Annotated in this window: 18 protein-coding genes; 9 read left to right on the top strand and 9 right to left on the bottom strand. The window is 72.3% G+C overall.

All coding sequences use genetic code 11. From position 1 onward, the window contains the following. Positions 1-165 precede the first annotated feature (165 nt). From ACIF80_RS08630 to ACIF80_RS08640, 3 genes are all read left to right on the top strand, one after another. On the top strand, positions 166-1,623 hold the full coding sequence (locus ACIF80_RS08630) for an alkaline phosphatase PhoX (protein ID WP_399801055.1): 1,458 nt from the start codon (positions 166-168) through the stop codon (positions 1,621-1,623). 80 nt (positions 1,624-1,703) lie between these two features. After that, positions 1,704-2,360 (top strand): GntR family transcriptional regulator, encoded by a 657-nt coding sequence (locus tag ACIF80_RS08635; protein WP_399801057.1) that lies wholly within the window; start codon positions 1,704-1,706, stop codon positions 2,358-2,360. A 14-nt stretch (positions 2,361-2,374) separates the two neighbouring features. Next, positions 2,375-3,391, top strand: a complete 1,017-nt coding sequence (locus ACIF80_RS08640) for a 1-aminocyclopropane-1-carboxylate deaminase (protein ID WP_399801060.1) — start codon at positions 2,375-2,377, stop codon at positions 3,389-3,391. A 129-nt stretch (positions 3,392-3,520) separates the two neighbouring features. Here the strand turns inward: ACIF80_RS08640 and ACIF80_RS08645 are convergent, their stop codons facing one another. The 8 genes from ACIF80_RS08645 to ACIF80_RS08680 all read right to left on the bottom strand — a co-directional run bounded on the left by ACIF80_RS08645 (position 3,521) and on the right by ACIF80_RS08680 (position 11,485). Beyond that, on the bottom strand, positions 3,521-4,735 hold the full coding sequence (locus ACIF80_RS08645; protein ID WP_399801272.1) for a TerD family protein: 1,215 nt from the start codon (positions 4,733-4,735) through the stop codon (positions 3,521-3,523). Between the two features lie 74 nt (positions 4,736-4,809). Next, a complete protein-coding gene (locus tag ACIF80_RS08650; protein WP_399801063.1) occupies positions 4,810-5,031 on the bottom strand; it encodes a hypothetical protein in 222 nt (73 codons plus the stop codon). A gap of 211 nt (positions 5,032-5,242) precedes the next feature. Then, positions 5,243-6,232: a zinc-dependent alcohol dehydrogenase family protein gene (locus tag ACIF80_RS08655; protein WP_399801066.1), complete on the bottom strand. Its 990-nt coding sequence runs from the start codon at positions 6,230-6,232 to the stop codon at positions 5,243-5,245. Next, positions 6,229-7,080 carry a carbohydrate ABC transporter permease gene (locus ACIF80_RS08660; protein ID WP_399801068.1) on the bottom strand — a complete coding sequence of 284 codons (852 nt, stop codon included), beginning with the start codon at positions 7,078-7,080 and terminating at the stop codon, positions 6,229-6,231. The genes ACIF80_RS08655 and ACIF80_RS08660 overlap by 4 nt, the downstream gene beginning before the upstream one ends. After that, on the bottom strand, positions 7,077-8,018 hold the full coding sequence (locus ACIF80_RS08665; protein ID WP_399801071.1) for a carbohydrate ABC transporter permease: 942 nt from the start codon (positions 8,016-8,018) through the stop codon (positions 7,077-7,079). Before ACIF80_RS08665 ends, ACIF80_RS08660 begins: the two co-directional genes overlap by 4 nt. Then, positions 8,015-9,388: an ABC transporter substrate-binding protein gene (locus ACIF80_RS08670; protein WP_399801073.1), complete on the bottom strand. Its 1,374-nt coding sequence runs from the start codon at positions 9,386-9,388 to the stop codon at positions 8,015-8,017. Before ACIF80_RS08670 ends, ACIF80_RS08665 begins: the two co-directional genes overlap by 4 nt. A gap of 146 nt (positions 9,389-9,534) precedes the next feature. After that, complete coding sequence (locus tag ACIF80_RS08675) at positions 9,535-10,305, bottom strand: DeoR/GlpR family DNA-binding transcription regulator (RefSeq protein ID WP_399801075.1); 771 nt, start codon at positions 10,303-10,305, stop codon at positions 9,535-9,537. A gap of 370 nt (positions 10,306-10,675) precedes the next feature. Further along, positions 10,676-11,485 carry an NAD-dependent epimerase/dehydratase family protein gene (locus tag ACIF80_RS08680; RefSeq protein ID WP_399801078.1) on the bottom strand — a complete coding sequence of 270 codons (810 nt, stop codon included), beginning with the start codon at positions 11,483-11,485 and terminating at the stop codon, positions 10,676-10,678. 232 nt (positions 11,486-11,717) lie between these two features. Between ACIF80_RS08680 and ACIF80_RS08685 the strand changes: the two genes are divergently transcribed. Together ACIF80_RS08685 and ACIF80_RS08690 are read left to right on the top strand one after the other, a co-directional pair. Continuing rightward, positions 11,718-12,659 (top strand): 5-dehydro-4-deoxyglucarate dehydratase, encoded by a 942-nt coding sequence (locus ACIF80_RS08685; protein ID WP_399801080.1) that lies wholly within the window; start codon positions 11,718-11,720, stop codon positions 12,657-12,659. Further along, positions 12,656-13,819, top strand: coding sequence for a hypothetical protein (locus ACIF80_RS08690; RefSeq protein WP_399801082.1), 1,164 nt, complete (start codon positions 12,656-12,658; stop codon positions 13,817-13,819). The genes ACIF80_RS08685 and ACIF80_RS08690 overlap by 4 nt, the downstream gene beginning before the upstream one ends. Here ACIF80_RS08690 and ACIF80_RS08695 read toward each other — a convergent pair. Then, positions 13,756-15,024: an MFS transporter gene (locus ACIF80_RS08695; protein WP_399801084.1), complete on the bottom strand. Its 1,269-nt coding sequence runs from the start codon at positions 15,022-15,024 to the stop codon at positions 13,756-13,758. The two genes, ACIF80_RS08690 and ACIF80_RS08695, sit on opposite strands and share 64 nt — an antisense overlap. A gap of 148 nt (positions 15,025-15,172) precedes the next feature. Here ACIF80_RS08695 and ACIF80_RS08700 point away from each other — a divergent pair, with 148 nt between their 5' ends. The 4 genes from ACIF80_RS08700 (at position 15,173) to araD (ending at position 19,400) form a co-directional block, all read left to right on the top strand. Next, positions 15,173-15,772 carry a TIGR03086 family metal-binding protein gene (locus ACIF80_RS08700; RefSeq protein ID WP_399801086.1) on the top strand — a complete coding sequence of 200 codons (600 nt, stop codon included), beginning with the start codon at positions 15,173-15,175 and terminating at the stop codon, positions 15,770-15,772. Between the two features lie 261 nt (positions 15,773-16,033). Next, entirely contained in the window at positions 16,034-16,756 is a 723-nt protein-coding gene (locus ACIF80_RS08705) for a GntR family transcriptional regulator (RefSeq protein WP_399801088.1), read from the top strand. After that, positions 16,753-17,661: a dihydrodipicolinate synthase family protein gene (locus ACIF80_RS08710; protein ID WP_399801091.1), complete on the top strand. Its 909-nt coding sequence runs from the start codon at positions 16,753-16,755 to the stop codon at positions 17,659-17,661. Before ACIF80_RS08705 ends, ACIF80_RS08710 begins: the two co-directional genes overlap by 4 nt. Continuing rightward, complete coding sequence (gene araD / locus ACIF80_RS08715; RefSeq protein WP_399801093.1) at positions 17,658-19,400, top strand: L-arabinonate dehydratase; 1,743 nt, start codon at positions 17,658-17,660, stop codon at positions 19,398-19,400. Before ACIF80_RS08710 ends, araD begins: the two co-directional genes overlap by 4 nt. Positions 19,401-19,451 lie beyond the last annotated feature (51 nt).

The following is a 19,451-nucleotide window of genomic DNA, read 5'->3' on the forward strand; positions in this document are numbered from 1 at the left end:
CGCTTTCGGCCGGTGAGCGGGGCGGGCGACCGCGCGTGGTTCACCGAAGCGGCGGCCGGGGCGCCCCGCGGAGTTCAACCGGTGTTCAGGCACGGACGGAACCGTGACGGTGAACGGGACCCGACCCGCCACCCCTCACGGCACCCCACCGCCACAGGAGGCTCCATGTCGCTCACCCGCAGGGACTTCGCCAGGACATCCGCGGTCGCCGGCGCCGGTGTCGCACTGGTGGGCAGTGTGGGCGCCCTCGCCTCCGCACCGGGCGCCCTCGCGTCCCACGACGCCGAGAGCGCCGATGAGGAGCGGGAGGCCGCCCGGCGGCCCCACCCCGCGGTCGGCTACGGCCCCCTGCTCCCGGACCCGGACGGCATCCTCGCCCTGCCGGCCGGCTTCACCTACCGCATCCTCACGTACACCGGCAGGACCCGGCTGGAGTCCGGCGAGCACACCCCCTCGAACCACGACGGCACCGCCGCCTTCGACGGCCCCCGCGGCACCACCCTGCTGGTCAACAACCACGAGATCGACGGCCCGCGCGACGAGGCGGAGCACCCGGTCCCGCTCGCCGAGGGCCTCGTCTACGACCCGGGCGCGCCCGGCGGCTGCACGATTGTCGAAGTGCGCCCCGACGGCAGCGTCGCCGAGTGGGTCGGCATCGCCGGCACCGCCAACAACTGCGCGGGCGGCAGCACCCCCTGGGGCACCTGGCTCACCTGCGAGGAGAACTCCGACCGGGCCGGCGAGAACGGCATGACCAGGGACCACGGCTACGTCTTCGAGGTCGACCCCGCCGACCGTCGCGCCAACCGCGACCCCAGGCCCCTGAAGTTCTTCGGCCGGTACGACCACGAGGCCGTCGTCATCGACCCCAAGCGCGGCCACGCCTACCTCACCGAGGACGCCGACGAGCCCAACGGCCTGTTCTTCCGCTGGACCCCGCCGGCGGACTTCCGCCACGGCCCCGGCAGGTTCCGCGCCCTCGCCGACGACGCGGGCGTCCTCCAGGCGCCCAAGTGCTTCGACTCCGGCGGCCGGTTCGTCGACGACCTCTCCCGCGCGTCCCGGACCGGCACGGTGTACGGCGTCGACTGGGTGGACGTGCCCGACCGCGACGCGCGGACCGTCTCCGTGCGCGAGCAGTTCGAGGCCGGCGGGATCACCCGGGCCCGCAAGCTGGAGGGCATGTGGTGGGGCGACGGCGGGGCGTACTTCGTCTCCTCGTACGCCCGTGAGGAAAGCCCCGTACAGCACGACGGCCAGGTCTGGTTCTACGACCCCCGGCGCCGCACCCTGACCCTGAAGGTCCTGCTCGGCGCCCACCGGAACCCGGCCGGGGACGGTGCCTTCGACGGTCCGGACAACATCACCGTCTCCCCGTACGGCGGACTGGTCATCGCCGAGGACGGCGAGGGCGCGCAGCACCTGTTCGGCGCCACCGACAGCGGACGCACCTACCCCATCGCCCGCAACGAACTGAACATCGGCACCGAACAGGAGCCGGAGTTCAGCGAGTTCACCGGCGTCACCTTCTCGCCCGACGGGAAGACCCTGTACGCCAACATCCAGGAACCGGGCATCATGCTCGCCGTCACCGGCCCCTGGAAGCGCCAGAAGCGCCGCTGAACCCGCTGCCCGCGGTCCCCCTCACGGTGAGGGGGACCGCGGGCTTGTTCGCACGGTCTCCGACATCTAACATTTCAGTTGTGGAGACCATGCGACCCATACCGCGCACCCTGCTCAGGGACCGCGCCCACGCGGTGATCCGGGACGCCATCGTGGCGGGGGAGATCGAACCCGGCGCGGTGGTGCGGGACGCCGAGATCGCCGAGCGGCTCGGGCTGTCCCGGGCGCCGGTGCGCGAGGCGTTCGCGCGGCTGGTGGACGAAGGGCTGCTGGAGAGCAAACCGCAGAGCTACACGCGGGTGACCCCGCTGATCGCCCGCGACGTACGCGACGCGGCGGCCGTCGTCGGCGCCATGCACGAACTGGTCACCCGTGTCGCCGTACCGCGGCTGCGGGAACCCGACGTGGAGCTGATGCGCGCCGCGAACGAACGGTTCACCGCCGCCGTACGGGCCGGGGACGTGGACGGCGCGCTGCGCGCCGACGACGAACTGCACGACGTCCTCGTCCGGGTGAGCGGCAACCGTGCCGCCGCCGCGACCGCCGCCCGCCACACCCCGCTCATCCGCCGGCTGGAGCGGCAGCGCTTCGGCGAGGGCGGCGCCTGCCGTTCCGGCGGACTGCACGACCGGCTGATCGAGGCCTGCGCGGCCAAAGACCCGGACGAGGCGGTCCGGGTCACGGCGGAGATCTGGCGGGGCCTGGAAGAGCTCGCCGACGTTCCCGAGGCCCCCTGACGGAAGGATCACCCATGTCCCTCTCTGCCCACGAGCGATACCCTCTGCTCTTCGGTCCCTCGCCCGTGCATCCGCTGGAGCGGCTCACCGCGCACCTCGGCGGCGCCGCCCTGTGGGCCAAGCGCGAGGACTGCAACTCCGGTGTGGCCTACGGCGGGAACAAGACCCGCAAACTGGAGTACCTGGTCGCCGACGCCCTCGCCCAGGGCTGCGACACCCTCGTCTCCATCGGCGGGGTGCAGTCCAACCACACCCGCCAGGTCGCCGCCGTCGCCGCCCGCGCCGGGCTCAAGTGCGTGCTGGTGCAGGAGAGCTGGGTGGAGTGGCCGGACGCCGTGTACGACAAGGTCGGCAACATCCTGATCAGCCGGCTCGCCGGCGCCGACGTGCGCCTGGTGCGGGCCGGGTTCGGGATCGGCTTCAAGGAGAGCTGGGAGCAGGCGCTGAGGGAGGTCGAGGAGACGGGCGGCAAGCCGTACGCCGTCCCGGCCGGCGCCTCCGACCACCCGCTCGGCGGACTGGGCTTCGCCAACTGGGCCTATGAGGTCGCCGAGCAGGAGCGGGAGCTGGGCGTCTTCTTCGACACCGTGATCGTGTGCTCGGTGACCGGGTCCACCCAGGCCGGGATGGTGGCCGGGTTCCGGGCGCTGGAGGAGGCGGGCGGGCGGGCCCGGCGGGTGATCGGGATCGACGCGTCGGCGGCGCCCGTCCGCACCCGCGAACAGATCGCGCGGATCGCGCGGAACACCGGCCGGCTCATCGGCGTACGCCAGGACCTGACCGTCCAGGACGTGGAGCTGGACGAGCGGTACCACGCGGGCACCTACGGGATCCCCGACGAGGCGACGCTGGAGGCGATGCGGCTCGCCGCCCGCACCGAGGGGATGGTCACCGACCCCGTCTATGAGGGGAAGTCGATGGCCGGGCTGATCGACCTGGTGTCCCGGGGCGAGATAGACCGCGACTCGACCGTGCTGTACGCCCACCTGGGGGGCCAGCCGGCACTGAACGCGTACAGCGCGCTGTTCTGAGCCGGGCGAGGGCAAGGGCGAGGGCGGGGCCGCGACGCGTCGCGGCCGTGACGCGTCCGGGGCGTGTCCCGCCGAGCCGGGTGCGTCCCGCACCACGCGGGGCGCACCCGGCCACGGGCCGTACGGCTGTTACAGCGCCTTGGCGGCCGGCTTGACCATGCCCCTGACCGTGCGGGACTTCACGAACTCGCCCATGGCGGTCATCTCCCACTCGCCGGAGAACTGGCGGATGAGCTTCGCCATCATGACGCCCGTCTGCGCCTCGGCGGAGGTGAGGTCGAAGCGGACCAGTTCCTCGCCGGTGCCGGCGTCCAGGAGGCGGCAGTACGCCTTGGCGACCTCGGTGAACTTCTGGCCGGAGAACGAGTTGACCGTGAAGACCAGGCCGGAGACCTCCTGGGGGAGGCGGCCGAGGTCGACCGTGATCGTCTCGTCGTCCCCGCCGCCCTCGCCCGTGAGGTTGTCACCGGAGTGCTTGATCGCGCCGTTCACGATCTGGAGCTTGCCGAAGTAGCAACTGTCGATGTGGTTGCGCTGCGGGCCGTACGCGATGACCGAGGCGTCCAGGTCGATGTCCTTGCCCCGGTAGGCCGGCTCCCAGCCGAGGCCCATCCGGACCTGCGAGAGCAGCGGACGTCCGCCCTTCACCAGGGAGACGGTCTGGTTCTTCTGGAGGCTGACCCGGCCCTTGTCCAGGTTGATCTTCCCGGTGCCCGGCGCGGCGGCGGGCGGTGCCGGGGGAGCGGCGGACGCGGGCGGAGCCTGCGGGGCGGCCATCGGCGGGGCCGGCGGCGCCGGCGGAGGGGGAGCGACCGGCTGGACCGGGGCGGCCGGCTGGGCGGGGGCGGCCGGTTCCTCGACCGTGACGCCGAAGTCGGTGGCGATGCCGGCCAGGCCGTTGGCGTAGCCCTGGCCGACCGCGCGGGCCTTCCAGGCGCCGTTGCGCAGGTAGACCTCGACGATCACCAGGGCGGTCTCGGCGCTGAGGCTCGGCGGAGTGAACGTGGCCAGGACCGCGTTGTCGTCCGCGCCGCGGATGGTGGCCGTCGGTTCGATGCCCTGGAAGGTCTGGCCCTGGGCGTCGGGGCTCGCGGTGACGACGATCTTCTCGATGCCGGGCGGGACGGCCGTGGTGTCGATCATGATGGCGTCCGGGGCGCTGCCGCCGCCGGAGCGGTAGGTCACGCCGGGGCCCGCGGGCTGGTTGTAGAAGATGAAGTCGTCGTCGGAGCGCACCTTGCCGTCGGCGGTGAGCAGCAGGCCCGATACGTCGAGCCGCACCGGTGCGGCGACGTCCACCGTCACACGGGCGGTGGGAAGAGGGATGTTCGAGCCGGGGGTCATAGCTGTCATGCCGGGTGAACGAGCGGGGGCGTTTTGCCGTTCCCTTACCTGCGGCCCGAATGGGCCGGTGGCTCTCAGCCCCGGTTCCGGGGGTGGTTGCGGGCGGTGCGTTCGTTGCCGCGCTTGTAGTCGCCGGTCCAGCGGGCCATGACGAGCTGGGGGTCGGCGGCGGTGACCTCGGTGAGGAAACGGGCGGCGCGGTCGCCGTTCAGGGTGGTGGCGGGGCGGTTGTGGTGGGTGATGCGCACAGTGCCGTTGGGATGGGCCTCGTAGGCGAAACCGTGAGGTCGGGGCATGGTCGGATGGTACGGCGGCGGGGGCGGGGCGGCCCAAGGGTTTTCACCCTCGCCCGCGCCTGCCCTGTCCGACCCGGCCAAGCCCTGCTCGACCTTGTCCGGCCTGTCGTTTCCGAGGGCTTTGCCGGTACGTCTCTGGCAGGAACTCCGCGCCTTCGCCCCGGCCCGTGCGGGCGCGACCGGGACGAAGGCGAGGGCCGGTCCGGCTTCCCTACGGCACCACCACGATCTTCCTCCCCACACCCTTCGCGAACTGCTCCAGCGCCTCCGGATACCGCTCCAGCGGCAGACGGTCGCTGATGAACACGTCCGGGTCCAGCACCCCCGTCGCGAACAGCTCCGCCGCCCGCTCGTAGCTGTGCAGCACCGCCATCGACCCGGTGATCGTGATCTCCTGGTTGTAGATGCGGTACGGGTCGATCGTCACGCGGGTCGCGTAGTCGGCGACGCCGAACTGCAGGAAGGTGCCCGCCTTGGCGACCCGCTCCAGGCCGTCCTGGATCGCCGCCGCGTTGCCCGTCGCGTCGATGACGAGGTCCCAGCCCCGGGGGCGGTCCAGTTCGTCCGGGTTCGCCGCCGAGGCGGAGACGCCCAGCTGCCGGGCGGTCTCCAGGCGGGCCGGGTTGAGGTCGACCATGTCCACGCTCGCCGCGCCGGTCCGCTTGGCCAGCTCCAGCATCATCAGGCCCATCGTTCCGGAGCCGTAGATCAGGACGTGCGCGCCGAGCCGGGACTGCAGGACGTCGTAGCCGCGCACCGCGCAGGAGAGCGGCTCGATCAGTGCCGCGTCCTGGGTGCGGATGTGCTCGGGCAGCTTGACGCAGTTCGCCACCGGGGCCACCGCGTACTGGGCGGCCCCGCCCGCCGTGGTGACGCCGATCGCGGCCCAGCGCTCGCACAGGTTGTTGTGGCCGGTCCGGCAGTAGCGGCACTCGTAGCAGTACAGGGAGGGGTCCACGGCGACCTGGTCGCCGAGCGACACCTCGGTGACCTGGGAGCCGACACCGACCACCTCGCCGGCGAACTCGTGCCCCGGCACGATCGGCAGCTTGGGGGCGAACTCGCCCTGCAGGATGTGCAGGTCCGTGCCGCACAGCCCGCAGGCCGCGACCTCGACGACGACCTCGCGGGGTCCTGGCGTCGGGTCCGGGACCTCGGCGACGACGGCCCGGCCCACGGACTCGATGACGGCGGCCTTCATTTCACGGCTCCCAACGACAGGCCCTGGACGAGTTTGTCCTGGGCGGCGAACCCCGCGGCGAGCACCGGCAGGGAGATGACGAGCGACGCGGCGCACACCTTGGCCAGGAAGAGGCCCTGGCTGGTGATGAATCCGGTCAGGAAGACGGGGGCGGTCTCGGCGACCACGCCCGTCAGGACCCGGGCGAACAGCAGTTCGTTCCAGCTGAAGATGAAGCAGATCAGGGCGGTCGCCGCGATGCCGGGCATCGCCATCGGGGCGATGATGCGGGCCAGCACCGTCGGCAGCCGCGCCCCGTCGATCTGGGCGGCCTCGATCACCGCGACCGGGATCTCCGAGAGGAACGAGTGCATCATCCACACGGCGATCGGCAGGTTCATGGAGGTGTAGAGCAGGACCAGGAGCCAGATGTTGTCGAGCATCCCGGCGTTCTTGGCGAACAGGTAGATCGGCAGCAGGCCCGCCACGACCGGCAGCATCTTGGTGGACAGGAAGAAGAACAGGACGTCCGTCCACCGCTTCACCGGGCGGATGGACAGGGCGTATGCCGCCGGGAGTGCGAGCAGCAGGACCAGGATCATGGAGGCCATGGACGCCACCGTCGAGTTGATCAGCGACGGCCAGGGGCTCGCGCCGCCGCCCGCGCCGAAGAACTCCCGGTAGCCGTCCAGGGTGAGGGCGGCGGTGAAGGACGGCGGGTTGGTGGCCGCGTCCTCCTCGGAGTGGAAGGACGTCAGCGCCATCCACGCGATGGGCAGGAAGAAGACGATGCCGGCCAGCCAGGCCACCAGGCCGAGCCCCGCTCCCTTGCGGTTCCGGCCGCGGTCGGGTACGGCGACGGTGCTCATGCGCGGGACGCCTCCTCGCGGAACAGGGACGACACGACGCGCAGGGCGAAGGTCGCGATGATGATCGAGCCGATGACCACCAGGACACCGGCGGCCGAGGCCAGACCGTTCTCGTGGGCCTGGTAGAAGGTCTGGTACACGGTGTACGGGAGGTTGGCGGTGCCCAGGCCGCCGGACGTGATCGTGAAGACCGCGTCGAAGTTCTGCACGATGTAGATCGACCCGAGCAGGGCGCCCAGTTCGAGGTAGCGGCGCAGGTGGGGCAGGGTCAGATGGCGGAAGATCTGCCAGTCGCTCGCCCCGTCGACCCGGGCCGCCTCGATCTGCTCCTGGTCCCGGCTCTGCAGGCCGGCGAGCAGGATCAGCATCATGAACGGCGTCCACTGCCACACCAGCGCCGCCTCCACCGCGAGCAGCGGCGTGTCCGAGATCCAGTCGGGCTGCGGGCCGCCGACGTACTGCAGCAGGCCGTTGAACAGGCCGTACTCCGGGTTGTAGAGGACGTGCTTCCACAGCAGGGCCGCCGCCACCGGCACCACCAGGAACGGGGCGATGAGCAGGGTGCGGACGATGCCCCGGCCGCGGAACCTCCGGTCGAGCAGCAGGGCCAGCAGCAGTCCGAGGACCAGGCTGGCGAGGACGACCGCCACCGTCAGCAGGATCGTCGTCCACACGGACTGGCGCAGGTCGGAGTCGCCGAGCACCTCGCCGTAGTTCGCGAAGCCGGCGAACTCCCGGGCGTCGGGGTAGAGGGAGTTCCAGTCGAAGAAGGAGATCACCAGCGTCGCCACGAAGGGCAGCTGGGTCACCGCGATCATGAAGATCAGGGCGGGCAGCAGCGGGGCCCTGGTGGCCCAGCCGCGCAGCCGGTCGGAGCGCCGGCGGCCGCCGGGGCGGATGTCCGGGGTGGCCACGGGGGCCGTTGTCGTGGCGGTCATCGTCCCTCGTACTCCTCGGAGATCTCTTCGGCGAGCTGCTGGGACTTCTTCAGGGCCGATTCGACGGACTGGCGTCCGGCGATGGCCGCGCTGATCTCCTGGGAGACCTGGGTGCCGAGGTCCGTGAACTCGGGGATGCCGACGAACTGGATGCCGGGCGCGGGCCGCGGCTGCACGCCCGGGTCGTCCGGGCGGGCCTGCTCGATGGCCTTCCTGGTCATCTCCTGGAAGGCCCCGGCCTCCGCGCGGTAGTCGGGGTTCTCGTAGGTGGAGGCGCGCTTGCCGGCCGGGACGTCGGACCAGCCGATCTCGTCGCCGACCAGCTGCTCGTACTCCTTGCTGGAGGCCCAGGAGACGAACTTCCACGCGTTGTCCGGGTTCCGGGAGGCGTTCTGGATGCCCCAGGCCCAGGTGTAGAGCCAGCCGGCCGACTCCGTCTTCTCCACGGGGGTGGGGGCGTAGCCCATCTTTCCCTTGACGGGGGAGTTGGCGGACTCCAGGGAGCCGGCCGCGGAGGTGGCGTCGTACCACATGGCGGTCTTGCCCTGGGTGGTGTTGTTCAGGCACTCGGCGAAGCCGGACTGGGCGGCACCCGCCTCACCGTGCTCGCGGACCAGGCCGACGTAGAACTTCGTGGCCTCGAGCCACTCCGGGGAGTCCAGGCGGGCGTTCCAGTCCTCGTCGAACCAGGTGCCGCCGAAGGTGTTCACCACGGTCGTCAGCGGTGCCATGACCTCGCCCCAGCCGGGCAGACCGCGCAGACAGATGCCCTTCATGCCGGGCTCGGCCCCGTCGAGCTTCGCGGCGATCTCGCCCACCTCCTTCCAGGTGGGGTTCTCCGGCATCGTCAGGCCCTCCCGCTCGAGGAGGTCCTTGCGGTACATCAGGAACGAGGACTCGCCGTAGAAGGGCTGGCCGTAGAGCTTGCCGTCGTCCCCGGTGAGGGACTGGCGCATCGGCTTGAGGACGTCCTGCTCGTCGTAGCCGGGGTCCCCGCCGACGTACGGGTCCATCTCCTTGAGCCAGCCGTTGCGGGCGTAGATCGGGATCTCGTAGTTGGACAGGGTGGCGACGTCGTACTGGCCGGCCTGGTTGGCGAAGTCCTGGCTGATCTTGTCGCGGACGTCGTTCTCCGGCAGCACGGTGAAGTTCACCTTGATGCCGGTGTCCTTGGTGAAGTGCGCGGCGGTGAGCTTCTGCAGCTCCACCATCTGCGGGTTGTTGACCATCAGGACATTGACGGCATCACCACCTGATCCGGCCCCGCCCGCTCCGACCCAGCAGCCGGAGAGCAGCGGGGCGAGCAGCGTCCCTGCGGCGACCGCGGCGAGTGTGGCTCGCGGCGGCCTCCGTCGGCTCTGGGTTCGCATGGATCACTCCTTGACGAAAACTGTCATATAGGGAGGTACCGGGCGTCGCCTGGACGGGTCGGCCCGCGGGGATGGGGAACTCGTGCGGTGAACCGGCGCGCGGGGAAACCGCGTGCCGTGGATCGTGGTGCGGTCGGGCGGCCCGGTCAGACGCGGACGACCTGGGGGCCCAGCAGGGAGTAGCGGTGGGCCTCGGCCGCCGGGAGCAGCGTGCTCGTGACGATCGCCTCCAGCGCGCCGACGCCGGCGAACCGGCAGAAGCTGACCGCCCCGAACTTGCTGTGGACGCCCGCGAACACCACCCGGCGCGAGGCCCGCACCGCCTGTGTCTTGACCTCGCTGACCGCCGGGTCGGGCGTGGTCAGACCGTGTTCGCGCGAGATGCCGTTGGCGCCGATGAACGCCAGGTCGATGACGAAACCGGAGAGCATCTTCGTCGTCCAGTGGTCGACGGTGGCGAGGGTGCCGGAGCGGACCCGGCCGCCGAGCAGCAGGACGGACATGGTGCCGGTCTCGGCGAGCGCGCCCGCGACCGGCAGGGAGGCGGTGACCACGGTGAGTGCCCGGTCCCGGGGCAGTGCCTCGGCGATGAGCTGCGGGGTGAAGCCCTCGTCGACGAACACCGTCTCCGCGTCGCCGAGCAGTTCGGCCGCCGCGTTCGCGACCCGCCGCTTCTCGGCCACATGGCTGGTGGCGCGGAAGGCGAGCGTGGTCTCGAAGGCGGCGCTCTCCACGGGATAGGCGCCGCCGTGGGTGCGGCGCACCAGGCCGTGGTCCTCCAGGGCGCGCAGATCCCGCCGTACGGTCTCCTTGGCCACGCCCAGATCGGCGGCGAGCGCTGTCACGTCGACCGAGCCGGTGGCGCGTGCCACCCGCACGATCTCACGCTGGCGCTCTTCGGCCGTTCTGTCGCTCATGGCCGCACACCTGCTTCCTGCATTGGTTGCCCGTTCGGGCCCCGTGGAGGCCTTGCAGGAAGTTGTACAGCGGGTGCGCGAAGCTGACCAGGCCTGTTGCGTGACCGGTCCTGCCCGTTTGCGCCCGTTCGGCACGGGCGGTGCCCGCCTCGGACCTGCGCGGGGGCGGACGGGCACGGAAAAGCGGGCACCGCGGGTGCCCGAATGCGGCGGCGGGCGGGCCCGTTCGGTGCCCGCCCGCCGCCGCGGACGTCGATTTTCCGCCGCGACCGTGCGCGCGGGCGCCGTCGGTTCCCGCTGTGTGCTGCCGGTGGTGCGGGCGGTGCCGGAACCGCCGGTGGTGCCGGATCCGCCGGTGCTGCCCGTGCCGTCAGTACGGCCAGATCGGGGGGTCGGTGACGAAGTGTCCGCCGATGCAGGCCTGTGCCGGGTCGGCCGGATCCAGTTCGCCCTGCTCGGCGATCAGCTTCGCGGCGAACGGCTCGGAGTCGTCCTGCGGGTCGTAACCGAGAGCCCGCGCGGAGGCGAGGTCCCACCACAGCCGGGTGTTGTCGGACGAGCCGTGGACGACCGTGTGGCCGACGCCCTCGGCGGTCAGGGCCGCGTGGAAGAGGCGGGCGCCGTCGGCGGGGCTCATCCACACCGAGAGCATCCGCACGCTGGTCGGCTCGGGGAAGCAGGAGCCGATGCGCACGGAGACGGTCTCCAGGCCGTGCTTGTCCCAGTACAGCTGGGCGAGGTCCTCGCCGAAGCACTTGGACAGACCGTAGAAGGTGTCCGGGCGGCGCGGGGTGTCGACGGGGATGAGGGGGTCGTCGCCCCGCGGGCGCGGGGTGTAGCCGACGGCGTGGTTGGAGGAGGCGAAGACGATGCGCCCCACGCCCTCCTCGCGCGCGGCCTCGTACAGGTGGTAGGTGCCTTCGATGTTCGCCGCGAGGATCTTCTCGAAGGAGGCCTCCAGGGAGATGCCCGCGAGATGGATGACCGCGTCGACCCCGCGGACCGCCTCGCGCACGGCCTCCCTGTCGGCCAGATCCGCCACGATCGCGTCCGGCTCCCCCTCGACGGGCCGCAGGTCGAGCAGGCGCAGCTCGTAACCGTAGTCCGGGAGCAGGCCCCGCATCAGGGTGCCGAGGCCGCCGGCGGCACCGGTGAGCAGGACGGTGCGGGGAGCGGGCATCAAGGATCTCCTTGCGTCACCGGCCGTGCATGTGCACGCACGGCATTCATATGCGTGGACACGGTAAGGAGGCGGCCCGTCGCCCGTCAAGTATCCCCCGGCCTCCTGCGGAGTGGGGAAATCGGCTGGTGTGTGACGGGGCGGCATGCTTGACCGGCGTCCCGAGGGCGCTCTAGCGTGGCATCGTTCAGAAATGTAGACGCCAATCAAGAATATGGACCTGGGAGAGCTTGTGACGCCAGCCCCTCTCACCGCCCGACTCGGTATCCCCAGCGGACCGCTGTTCTTCCCGGTCACCGCCTACGGACCCGACGGCTCCGTCGACCTCGAGACCTACCGGCTCCATGTGCGCGGCGGGGTCGAGGCCGGTGCCGCCGCCGTCTTCGCCTGCTGCGGCACCGGGGAGTTCCACGCCCTGACGCCCGAGGAGTTCGAGGCGTGCGTGCGGGTCGCCGTCGAGGCGGCCGACGGACGCGTCCCGGTCGTCGCGGGCGCCGGGTACGGCACCGGCCTCGCGGTGCGCTGGGCCGGGCTCGCCGAGCGGGCCGGGGCGGACGGGCTGCTCGCCATGCCGCCCTACCTGGTGCGGGCCGGCCAGACGGGACTGGTGCGGCACTACCGCGAACTGGCCGCGGCGACCACCCTGCCGGTGATCGTCTACCAGCGCGACAACGCCCTGTTCACGCCCGGAAGCGTCGTCGAACTGGCCCGCACCGAGGGGATCGTGGGTCTCAAGGACGGCCACGGCGACCTCGACCACATGCAGCGGATCATCAGCGCCGTACGCACCGAGGCCCCCGGCGAGTTCCTGTACTTCAACGGGCTGCCCACCGCCGAACAGACCCAGCTCGCCTACCGTGCCCTCGGCATCGGCCTCTACTCGTCCGCGGTGTTCTGCTTCGTGCCCGAGATCGCCCTCGCCTGCCACCGGGCCCTGCACACCGGTGACCGGGCCACCGTGGACCGCCTGCTCGACGGCTTCTACCGCCCCTTCGTCGAACTGCGCGACCAGGGGCGCGGATACGCCGTCTCCCTGGTCAAGGCCGGGGTACGGCTGCGCGGCCTGGACGTGGGCGAGGTCCGGCCGCCGCTCGACGAACCGGCCGGGGATCATGTCGAGCGACTCGCTCAGCTGATCGAGCGGGGACTCGCACTGATCGAGGAGGCCAAATGAAGGCATCGGCGTTCGTCTACCCCTGGGACGTCAACGGGGACCCGGAAGCGCCCGCGCGGATCGCCGGGCTCGGCGTGGCGCAGGCGACGCTCGCCTCCGCCTACCACTCCACGCGCGCGCTGACTCCCCGTCACCCGCGCCACCGTATCGTCACCGCCGAGCACGCGGCCGTCCTCTACCCGCCCGGCGCCCACTGGGCCGGCCGCACCCCGCGCCCGTACCCCTCCGGCGACTGGGCCCCCGGTGACGCCTTCGGCGAGGCCGCCGCGGCGCTCGCGGACGCGGGCCTCCAGGTGCACACCTGGGTCGTGCTCGCGCACAACTCCCGCCTCGGCGCCGACCACCCGGACACCTCGGTCGTCAACGCCTACGGCGACCGCTACCCGTGGGCACCCTGCATCGCACAGCCCGCCACCCGCGCCTACCTGACCGGCCTGGCCGCGGAGGCGGCGGTACGGCCCGGGGCGAGCGGCACCGAACTGGAATCCCTCGGCTGGTACGGGCTCGCGCATCTGCACGCCCACGACAAGACCGCAGGGGTCGGCCTCGGGGACGCCGGACAGTACCTGATGTCCCTGTGCTTCTGCCCGTCCTGCCGCGAGGGCTACGGGGCTCAGGGCCTGGACGCCGGTGAACTGGCCGCGACCGTACGGGCCGCCCTGGAACCGGTGTGGCGGGGGGCGCCCTCCGACGGAAGCTGGACGGGAGTCGGCAAGCTCCTCGGCGAGGAGACGGCGGCCGCCACGCGCGCGTGGCGCGACGCGACGGCCCGCACGCTCCAGGAGGCGGTGGTCCGGGCGGTACGGGACGCGGCACCCGAGGGCTTCCAGGTCCTGCTGCACGCGGACCCGGTGTCGTACCACTGCGGTGCCAACGCCGGTGTCGACCCCGCGCACATCCTCTCCGTCGCCGACGGCGTGGTCGTCCCCTGCACCGGGGGCCCCGCCCCGCTGGCGCCGTTCGCACGGGAGGACCGTCCGGACGCCGTCCTCGCCGCCAACTTCACCGTGGTCTCCGGCATGGGCGGCAGCCCCGGCACCCTCGCCGCGGACGCGGCCGAGGCCCGCCGCCTCGGCGCCACGCAACTGCGGCTGTATCACGCGGGACTGGCGTCGGACGGCGACCTGGAAGCGGTGCGCTCGGCGCTCACCGCACTCTGAAACAGTGCCACCGCCACCGCCGCCAGCGTGCACCCCAGGGCGGCCAGCAGCAGCCGGTGGTCGAGCGGTCCGACCAGCGCCGCGCCGGCCGCCAGCCCGACCACGTTCGGTGTGAACACCAGCGTGTTGGCGGTGGCGGTGACCCGGCCCAGCAGCGGGCCGGGCGTCTCGCGCTGCACGGCGGTCAGCGTGGCGATCAGGACGGCGGGCAGCCCTGCCCCGATCGCCGCGCTGCACGCCCAGGCCAGTGGATCGTCCGGCACCGCGCGCAGCGCGACGGCGGCGGCCAGGAGGGCGATGCCGTACGCCGCGAACCGCCGCTCGCCGAAGCGGCGCAGGGCAGGCCCCGAGCACAGGCCGAGCACCACCGAGCCCGCGCCCTGGACGGCGTACAGCACACCGGCGTACGCGGGGGAGTGGCCGAGGTCCTCGACCACGGCGTAGACCAGCGCCCCGTTCAGTCCCGCGCACAGCATCGTGGCGCCGCCCGCCAGGGCCAGCGGGCGCAGCACGGGATGCGACCACAGGTGACGGGCGCCTTCGGCGAGGCGCTCCCGCGGGCCGGCCCGCAGGGGTGCGGGCCGCTCCTCCCGTACGCGCAGGGACGCGTACAGCACCGTGGCGCACAGGAAGGTGACCGCGTCGAGGAGGGCGACGCCCGCCCCGCCGTACGCGGCGTACAGGCCCGCGCCCGCCAGCGGGGCCAGGAGTTTCATGCCCTCGTTGGCCGTCGTCCGCAGCCCGTTGAAGTCGCCGAGCAGGGACCGGTCCACGGCGGTGGCGATCAGCGCCGACTCGGCCGCGTCGTGGACGACGCCCGCCGCGCCGTAGACGAACAGCACCGCGTACAGCAGCCACAGGCGGTGCGGAGAGTCGACGGTGAGGAGGGTGAGCAGGAGCCCGGCCAGGAGCAGACTCGTGCCGATCAGCAAGGGCTTGCGACGGAACCGGTCGGCGAGCGTGCCCAGCAGCGGACCGGCCAGGGCGGGAGCCCACATCGCCAGCAGGCACAGCGCGGCCAGCCCGTCCGAGCCGGTGAGGTCCTTGACCCACACGCAGGAGGCGAGCCACAGCGCGGACGTGCCGAAACCCGACACCACCACCGAGGCCAGGTAGAGCCGCGCGTTCCGGTCCCGCACCACGCGCACCGCGGCCCAGGTCCGCCCGCCCGGCCCGTCCGTTCCCTGCGTTCCGTTCGTCGTCATGCCAGGTCATCGTGGGGCTAAGGACTGTCCCTGCGGATCGGGCAGATGCCCTGGAAACCGCGCGGGCGAGCGATGAGTTCCGGGGTCCGGCTCGGTCAACCCTCCAGGAACACCCGTGCGCGCACGGGCACAGCCATGAGGAGCAGCCATGACCGACCGGACCCTCGACCTCGGACCGCAGGCGCGGATCGTGACGCGCCTCGTCCAGGGCGTCACCGACGCGCAGCTCGCGGACGGCACCCCCTGCCCCCGGTACGCGGTGCACCACCTCCTGGGGCACCTCGCCGGGCTGGGCCTCGCCTTCCGCGACGCCGGCCGCAAGGATCTCGGCGTCACCACGGACACCAGCCCGGACGGCGCGCTGCCGGACCTGCGCCCCGGCTGGCGCGAGGACCTGCCCGTGGTGCTCGGCGAACTCGCCGAGGCCTGGCGCGACCCCCGGGCCTGGACCGGCATGACCAGGGCCGGGGGCGTGGACCTGCCGGGCGAGGTGGCCGGTGCGGTGGCCGCCGACGAACTGGTCGTCCACGGCTGGGACCTGGCCCGCGCCACCGGCCAGGACTACGCGCCCGACCCCGCCGCCCTCGAGGCCGCGCACACCTTCCTCCTCGCCGCCGCGGCGGAACCCGGCCGGGACAGCGGCGAGGGCATCTTCGGCCCCGTCGTGCCCGTGCCGTCCGACGCCCCGCTGCTGGACCGGACGGTGGGGCTGAGCGGCCGCGATCCGGGGTGGACCCCCAAGGTCTGACCTGGAGATCTTCCGAGCGGCCGGGCACCCGGGCAGGACGGGTGCCCGGCCGTCACGCGTTCACGGGCCCCGTGCGAGCACGCTTGTCCGGCCGGGCGTCCCGCCGTCGGCGCGGTGGCCGGCCGCTCCGGAAGCGGGGAACGGCAACCCGAACTTCCTTTGTCAGAAGCATTGACGAAACCCCGGGCCGCTCCTAGTTTCATCGCGTCGTACTTCGTACGTCATATATGAGACGCGATACGCGAGATCCGAGAGGCGCGCATGACCTCTGTGCCCACCCCGATCCCCTCCCGCACGCAGTACGTGCTGGAAGAGATCAAACGCCGCATCCTCACCGGCCGGCTGACGCCGGGCCAGGCCCTGGTCGAGACCGACCTCGCCGCGCAGTTCGGGGTGTCCAAGACCCCGGTGCGGGAGGCGCTCAAGACCCTGGCCGGCACCGGCCTGGTGGTGATGAGCCAGTACAAGGGCGTCACGGTGCGCATGGTCGACGCGGACATGGCACGCGAGGTCTACGACGTGCGTCTGCTCCTCGAACCCGAGGCGCTGCGGCGCGCCGTCCGGCGCGGTGCCTCCCTGGACGCCGCGCGCGACGCGCTGACGAGGGCCGACGAGGCCACCGACACCGCCGAACGCTCCCTGACCAACCGGGAGTTCCACCGCGCCCTGTACCTGCCGTGCGGCAACCCGCTGCTCGGCCGGATGCTCGACGAGGTCCGCGACCAGGCCGCGCTCGTCTCCGCCGTCGCCTGGGCCGCCGATCCCTCCTGGGAGCGGGAGGCGAGCGAGCACCGCGAGATCCTCGCCCTCGCCCTCGCCGGCGACGCGGACGGCGCGGCGCGCGCCCTGCACGCGCACATCGCCTCCTTCGTGCGACGGGCCTTCCCCGGCGCGGAACTCGGTGCCGGGGAAGGCACCGGGATCCAGGACATCCCCGAAGCCCCGGCAGCCCCGGCAGCCCAGAAAGAGGACGGTCAGGCATGACGACGACGTTCGAGACCCAGCGGACGGCCCTCGCCGACGTGGTGGCCATCCCGGTGACCCCGTTCGCCGAGGACGGCTCCGTCGACCGGGCCGGATACCGGGCCCTGCTGCGCCGTCTCCTCGACGCCGGCGTCACCACCCTGACCCCCAACGGCAACACCGGCGAGTTCTACGCCCTGACCCCCGAGGAGCGGCGCACGGTCACCGAGCTGACCCTCGAGGAGACCGGTGACGGCTCGTCCGTCCTGGTCGGAGTGGGACACGACGTGCCGACCGCCGTCGCCTCGGCACGGCACGCCCGTGACCTCGGCGCACGGATGGTGATGGTGCACCAGCCCGTCCACCCCTACGTCTCCCAGAGCGGCTGGGTCGACTACCACCGCGCCATCGCCGAGGCCGTGCCCGGCCTGGGCGTCGTCCCCTACATCCGCAACGCCCAGCTCACCGGCGCCCGCCTCGCCGAACTCGCCGACTCCTGCCCCAACGTCATCGGCGTGAAGTACGCCGTGCCGGACGCGGCGAAGTTCGCCGCCTTCGCGCGGGACGCCGGTCTCGAGCGGTTCGTCTGGGTCGCCGGACTCGCCGAGCCGTACGCCCCCTCCTACTTCTCGGCGGGCGCCACCGGCTTCACCTCCGGCCTGGTCAATGTCGCCCCGTCGGTGTCGCTCGACATGATCGGGGCGCTCAGGTCGGGCGACTACGCGACCGCCATGAAGGTCTGGGAGCAGATCCGCCGCTTCGAGGAACTGCGTGCCGCCAACGGCTCCGCCAACAACGTCACCGTCGTCAAGGAGGCCCTCGCCTCCCTCGGCCTGTGCCGCCGCGAGGTCCGCCCGCCGAGCAGGCCGCTGCCCGAGGACGAGCGGGCCGAGGTCGCCGCGATAGCCGCCGGGTGGTCCGTGTGAACGTCCCCGACGAGAGGCGCAGGCGGCCCGAGGAACTGCGCAGTCACCAGTGGTACGGCACGGACGGACTGCGCTCCTTCAGCCACCGCGCCCGCACCCGCCAGCTCGGCTACCTGCCCGAGGAGCACCTGGGCAAGCCCGTCGTCGCGATCCTCAACACCTGGTCCGACATCAACCCCTGCCACGTCCATCTGCGCGACCGCGCGCAGGCCGTGAAGCGCGGGGTGTGGCAGGCGGGCGGCTTCCCGCTGGAGTTCCCGGTCTCCACGCTCAGCGAGACCTTCCAGAAGCCGACCCCGATGCTCTACCGCAACCTCCTCGCCATGGAGACCGAGGAGCTGCTGCGTTCCTACCCGGTCGACGGGGCCGTGCTGATGGGCGGCTGCGACAAGTCCACGCCCGCCCTGCTCATGGGCGCGGCCAGCGCCGACCTGCCCACCGTCTTCGTCCCGGCCGGCCCCATGCTCCCCGGCCACTGGCGCGGGGAGACCCTCGGCTCCGGCACCGACATGTGGAAGTACTGGGACGACAAGCGGGCCGGTGTCATCGGCGACTGCGAGATGCAGGAACTGGAGAGCGGCCTGGCCCGCTCGCCCGGCCACTGCATGACCATGGGCACGGCGTCCACGCTGACCGCCGCCGCCGAGGTCCTCGGCGTCACCGTGCCGGGCGCCTCCAGCATCCCGGCCGTCGACTCCGGGCACGACCGGATGGCCGCCGCGGCCGGACTGCGCATCGTCGAACTGGTCCACCGCGACCGGAAGCTGAGCGACATCCTCACCGCGGACGCCTTCGAGGACGCGGTGACGACGGTCCTGGGCCTCGGCGGCTCCACCAACGCCGTGATCCACCTGATCGCCATGGCCGGCCGCGCGGGCGTCGCCCTCACCCTCGACGACTTCGACCGCATCGCCCGCACCGTCCCGGTGCTCGCCAACGTACGGCCCGGCGGACAGACGTACCTGATGGAGGACTTCCACTTCGCGGGCGGGCTGCCCGGGTTCCTCTCCCGGATCGAGGACCTGCTCCACCTGGACCGGCCCACCGTCTCCCACGACACCCTGCGCGAACAGATCGCCGGCGCGCAGGTGCACCACGACGACGTCATCCGGCCCCGGGACAAGCCCGTCGCCGACGAGGGCGGGCTCGCCGTCCTGCGCGGCAACCTCTGCCCCGACGGCGCCGTCATCAAGCACATCGCCGCCGAACCGCACCTGCTCAGGCACACCGGCCCCGCGGTCGTCTTCGACGACTACCGGACCATGCAGCGCACCATCAACGACCCGGACCTGGGCATCACCGCCGACCACGTGCTGGTGCTGCGCAACTCCGGCCCCAAGGGCGGGCCCGGCATGCCCGAGTACGGCATGCTGCCCCTCCCCGACCACCTGCTCAAGCAAGGGGTACGGGACATGGTGCGGATCTCCGACGCCCGCATGAGCGGCACGAGCTACGGCACCTGCGTGCTGCACATCGCCCCCGAGTCGTACGTCGGCGGACCGCTGGCCCTCGTCCGCACCGGGGACCTGATCACCCTCGACGTCGAACGCCGGCTGCTCCGGCTCGAGGTCGACGACGAGGAACTGGAGCGGCGCAGGGCGCAGTGGACGCCCCCGCCCGCCCGGTACGAGCGCGGATACGGCGCGCTCTACAACGAGCAGATCACCCAGGCCGACACCGGCTGCGACTTCGAGTTCCTCGCCCGGCCGGGCACGGTGCAGGACCCCTACGCGGGCTGACCGCGAGCACCCCCGCACGATCGGTCCCCCGGATCGCGTGCACATCCGCAC

This window comes from Streptomyces sp. NPDC085927 (assembly GCF_044540975.1).
GTDB lineage: Bacteria > Actinomycetota > Actinomycetes > Streptomycetales > Streptomycetaceae > Streptomyces > Streptomyces hirsutus.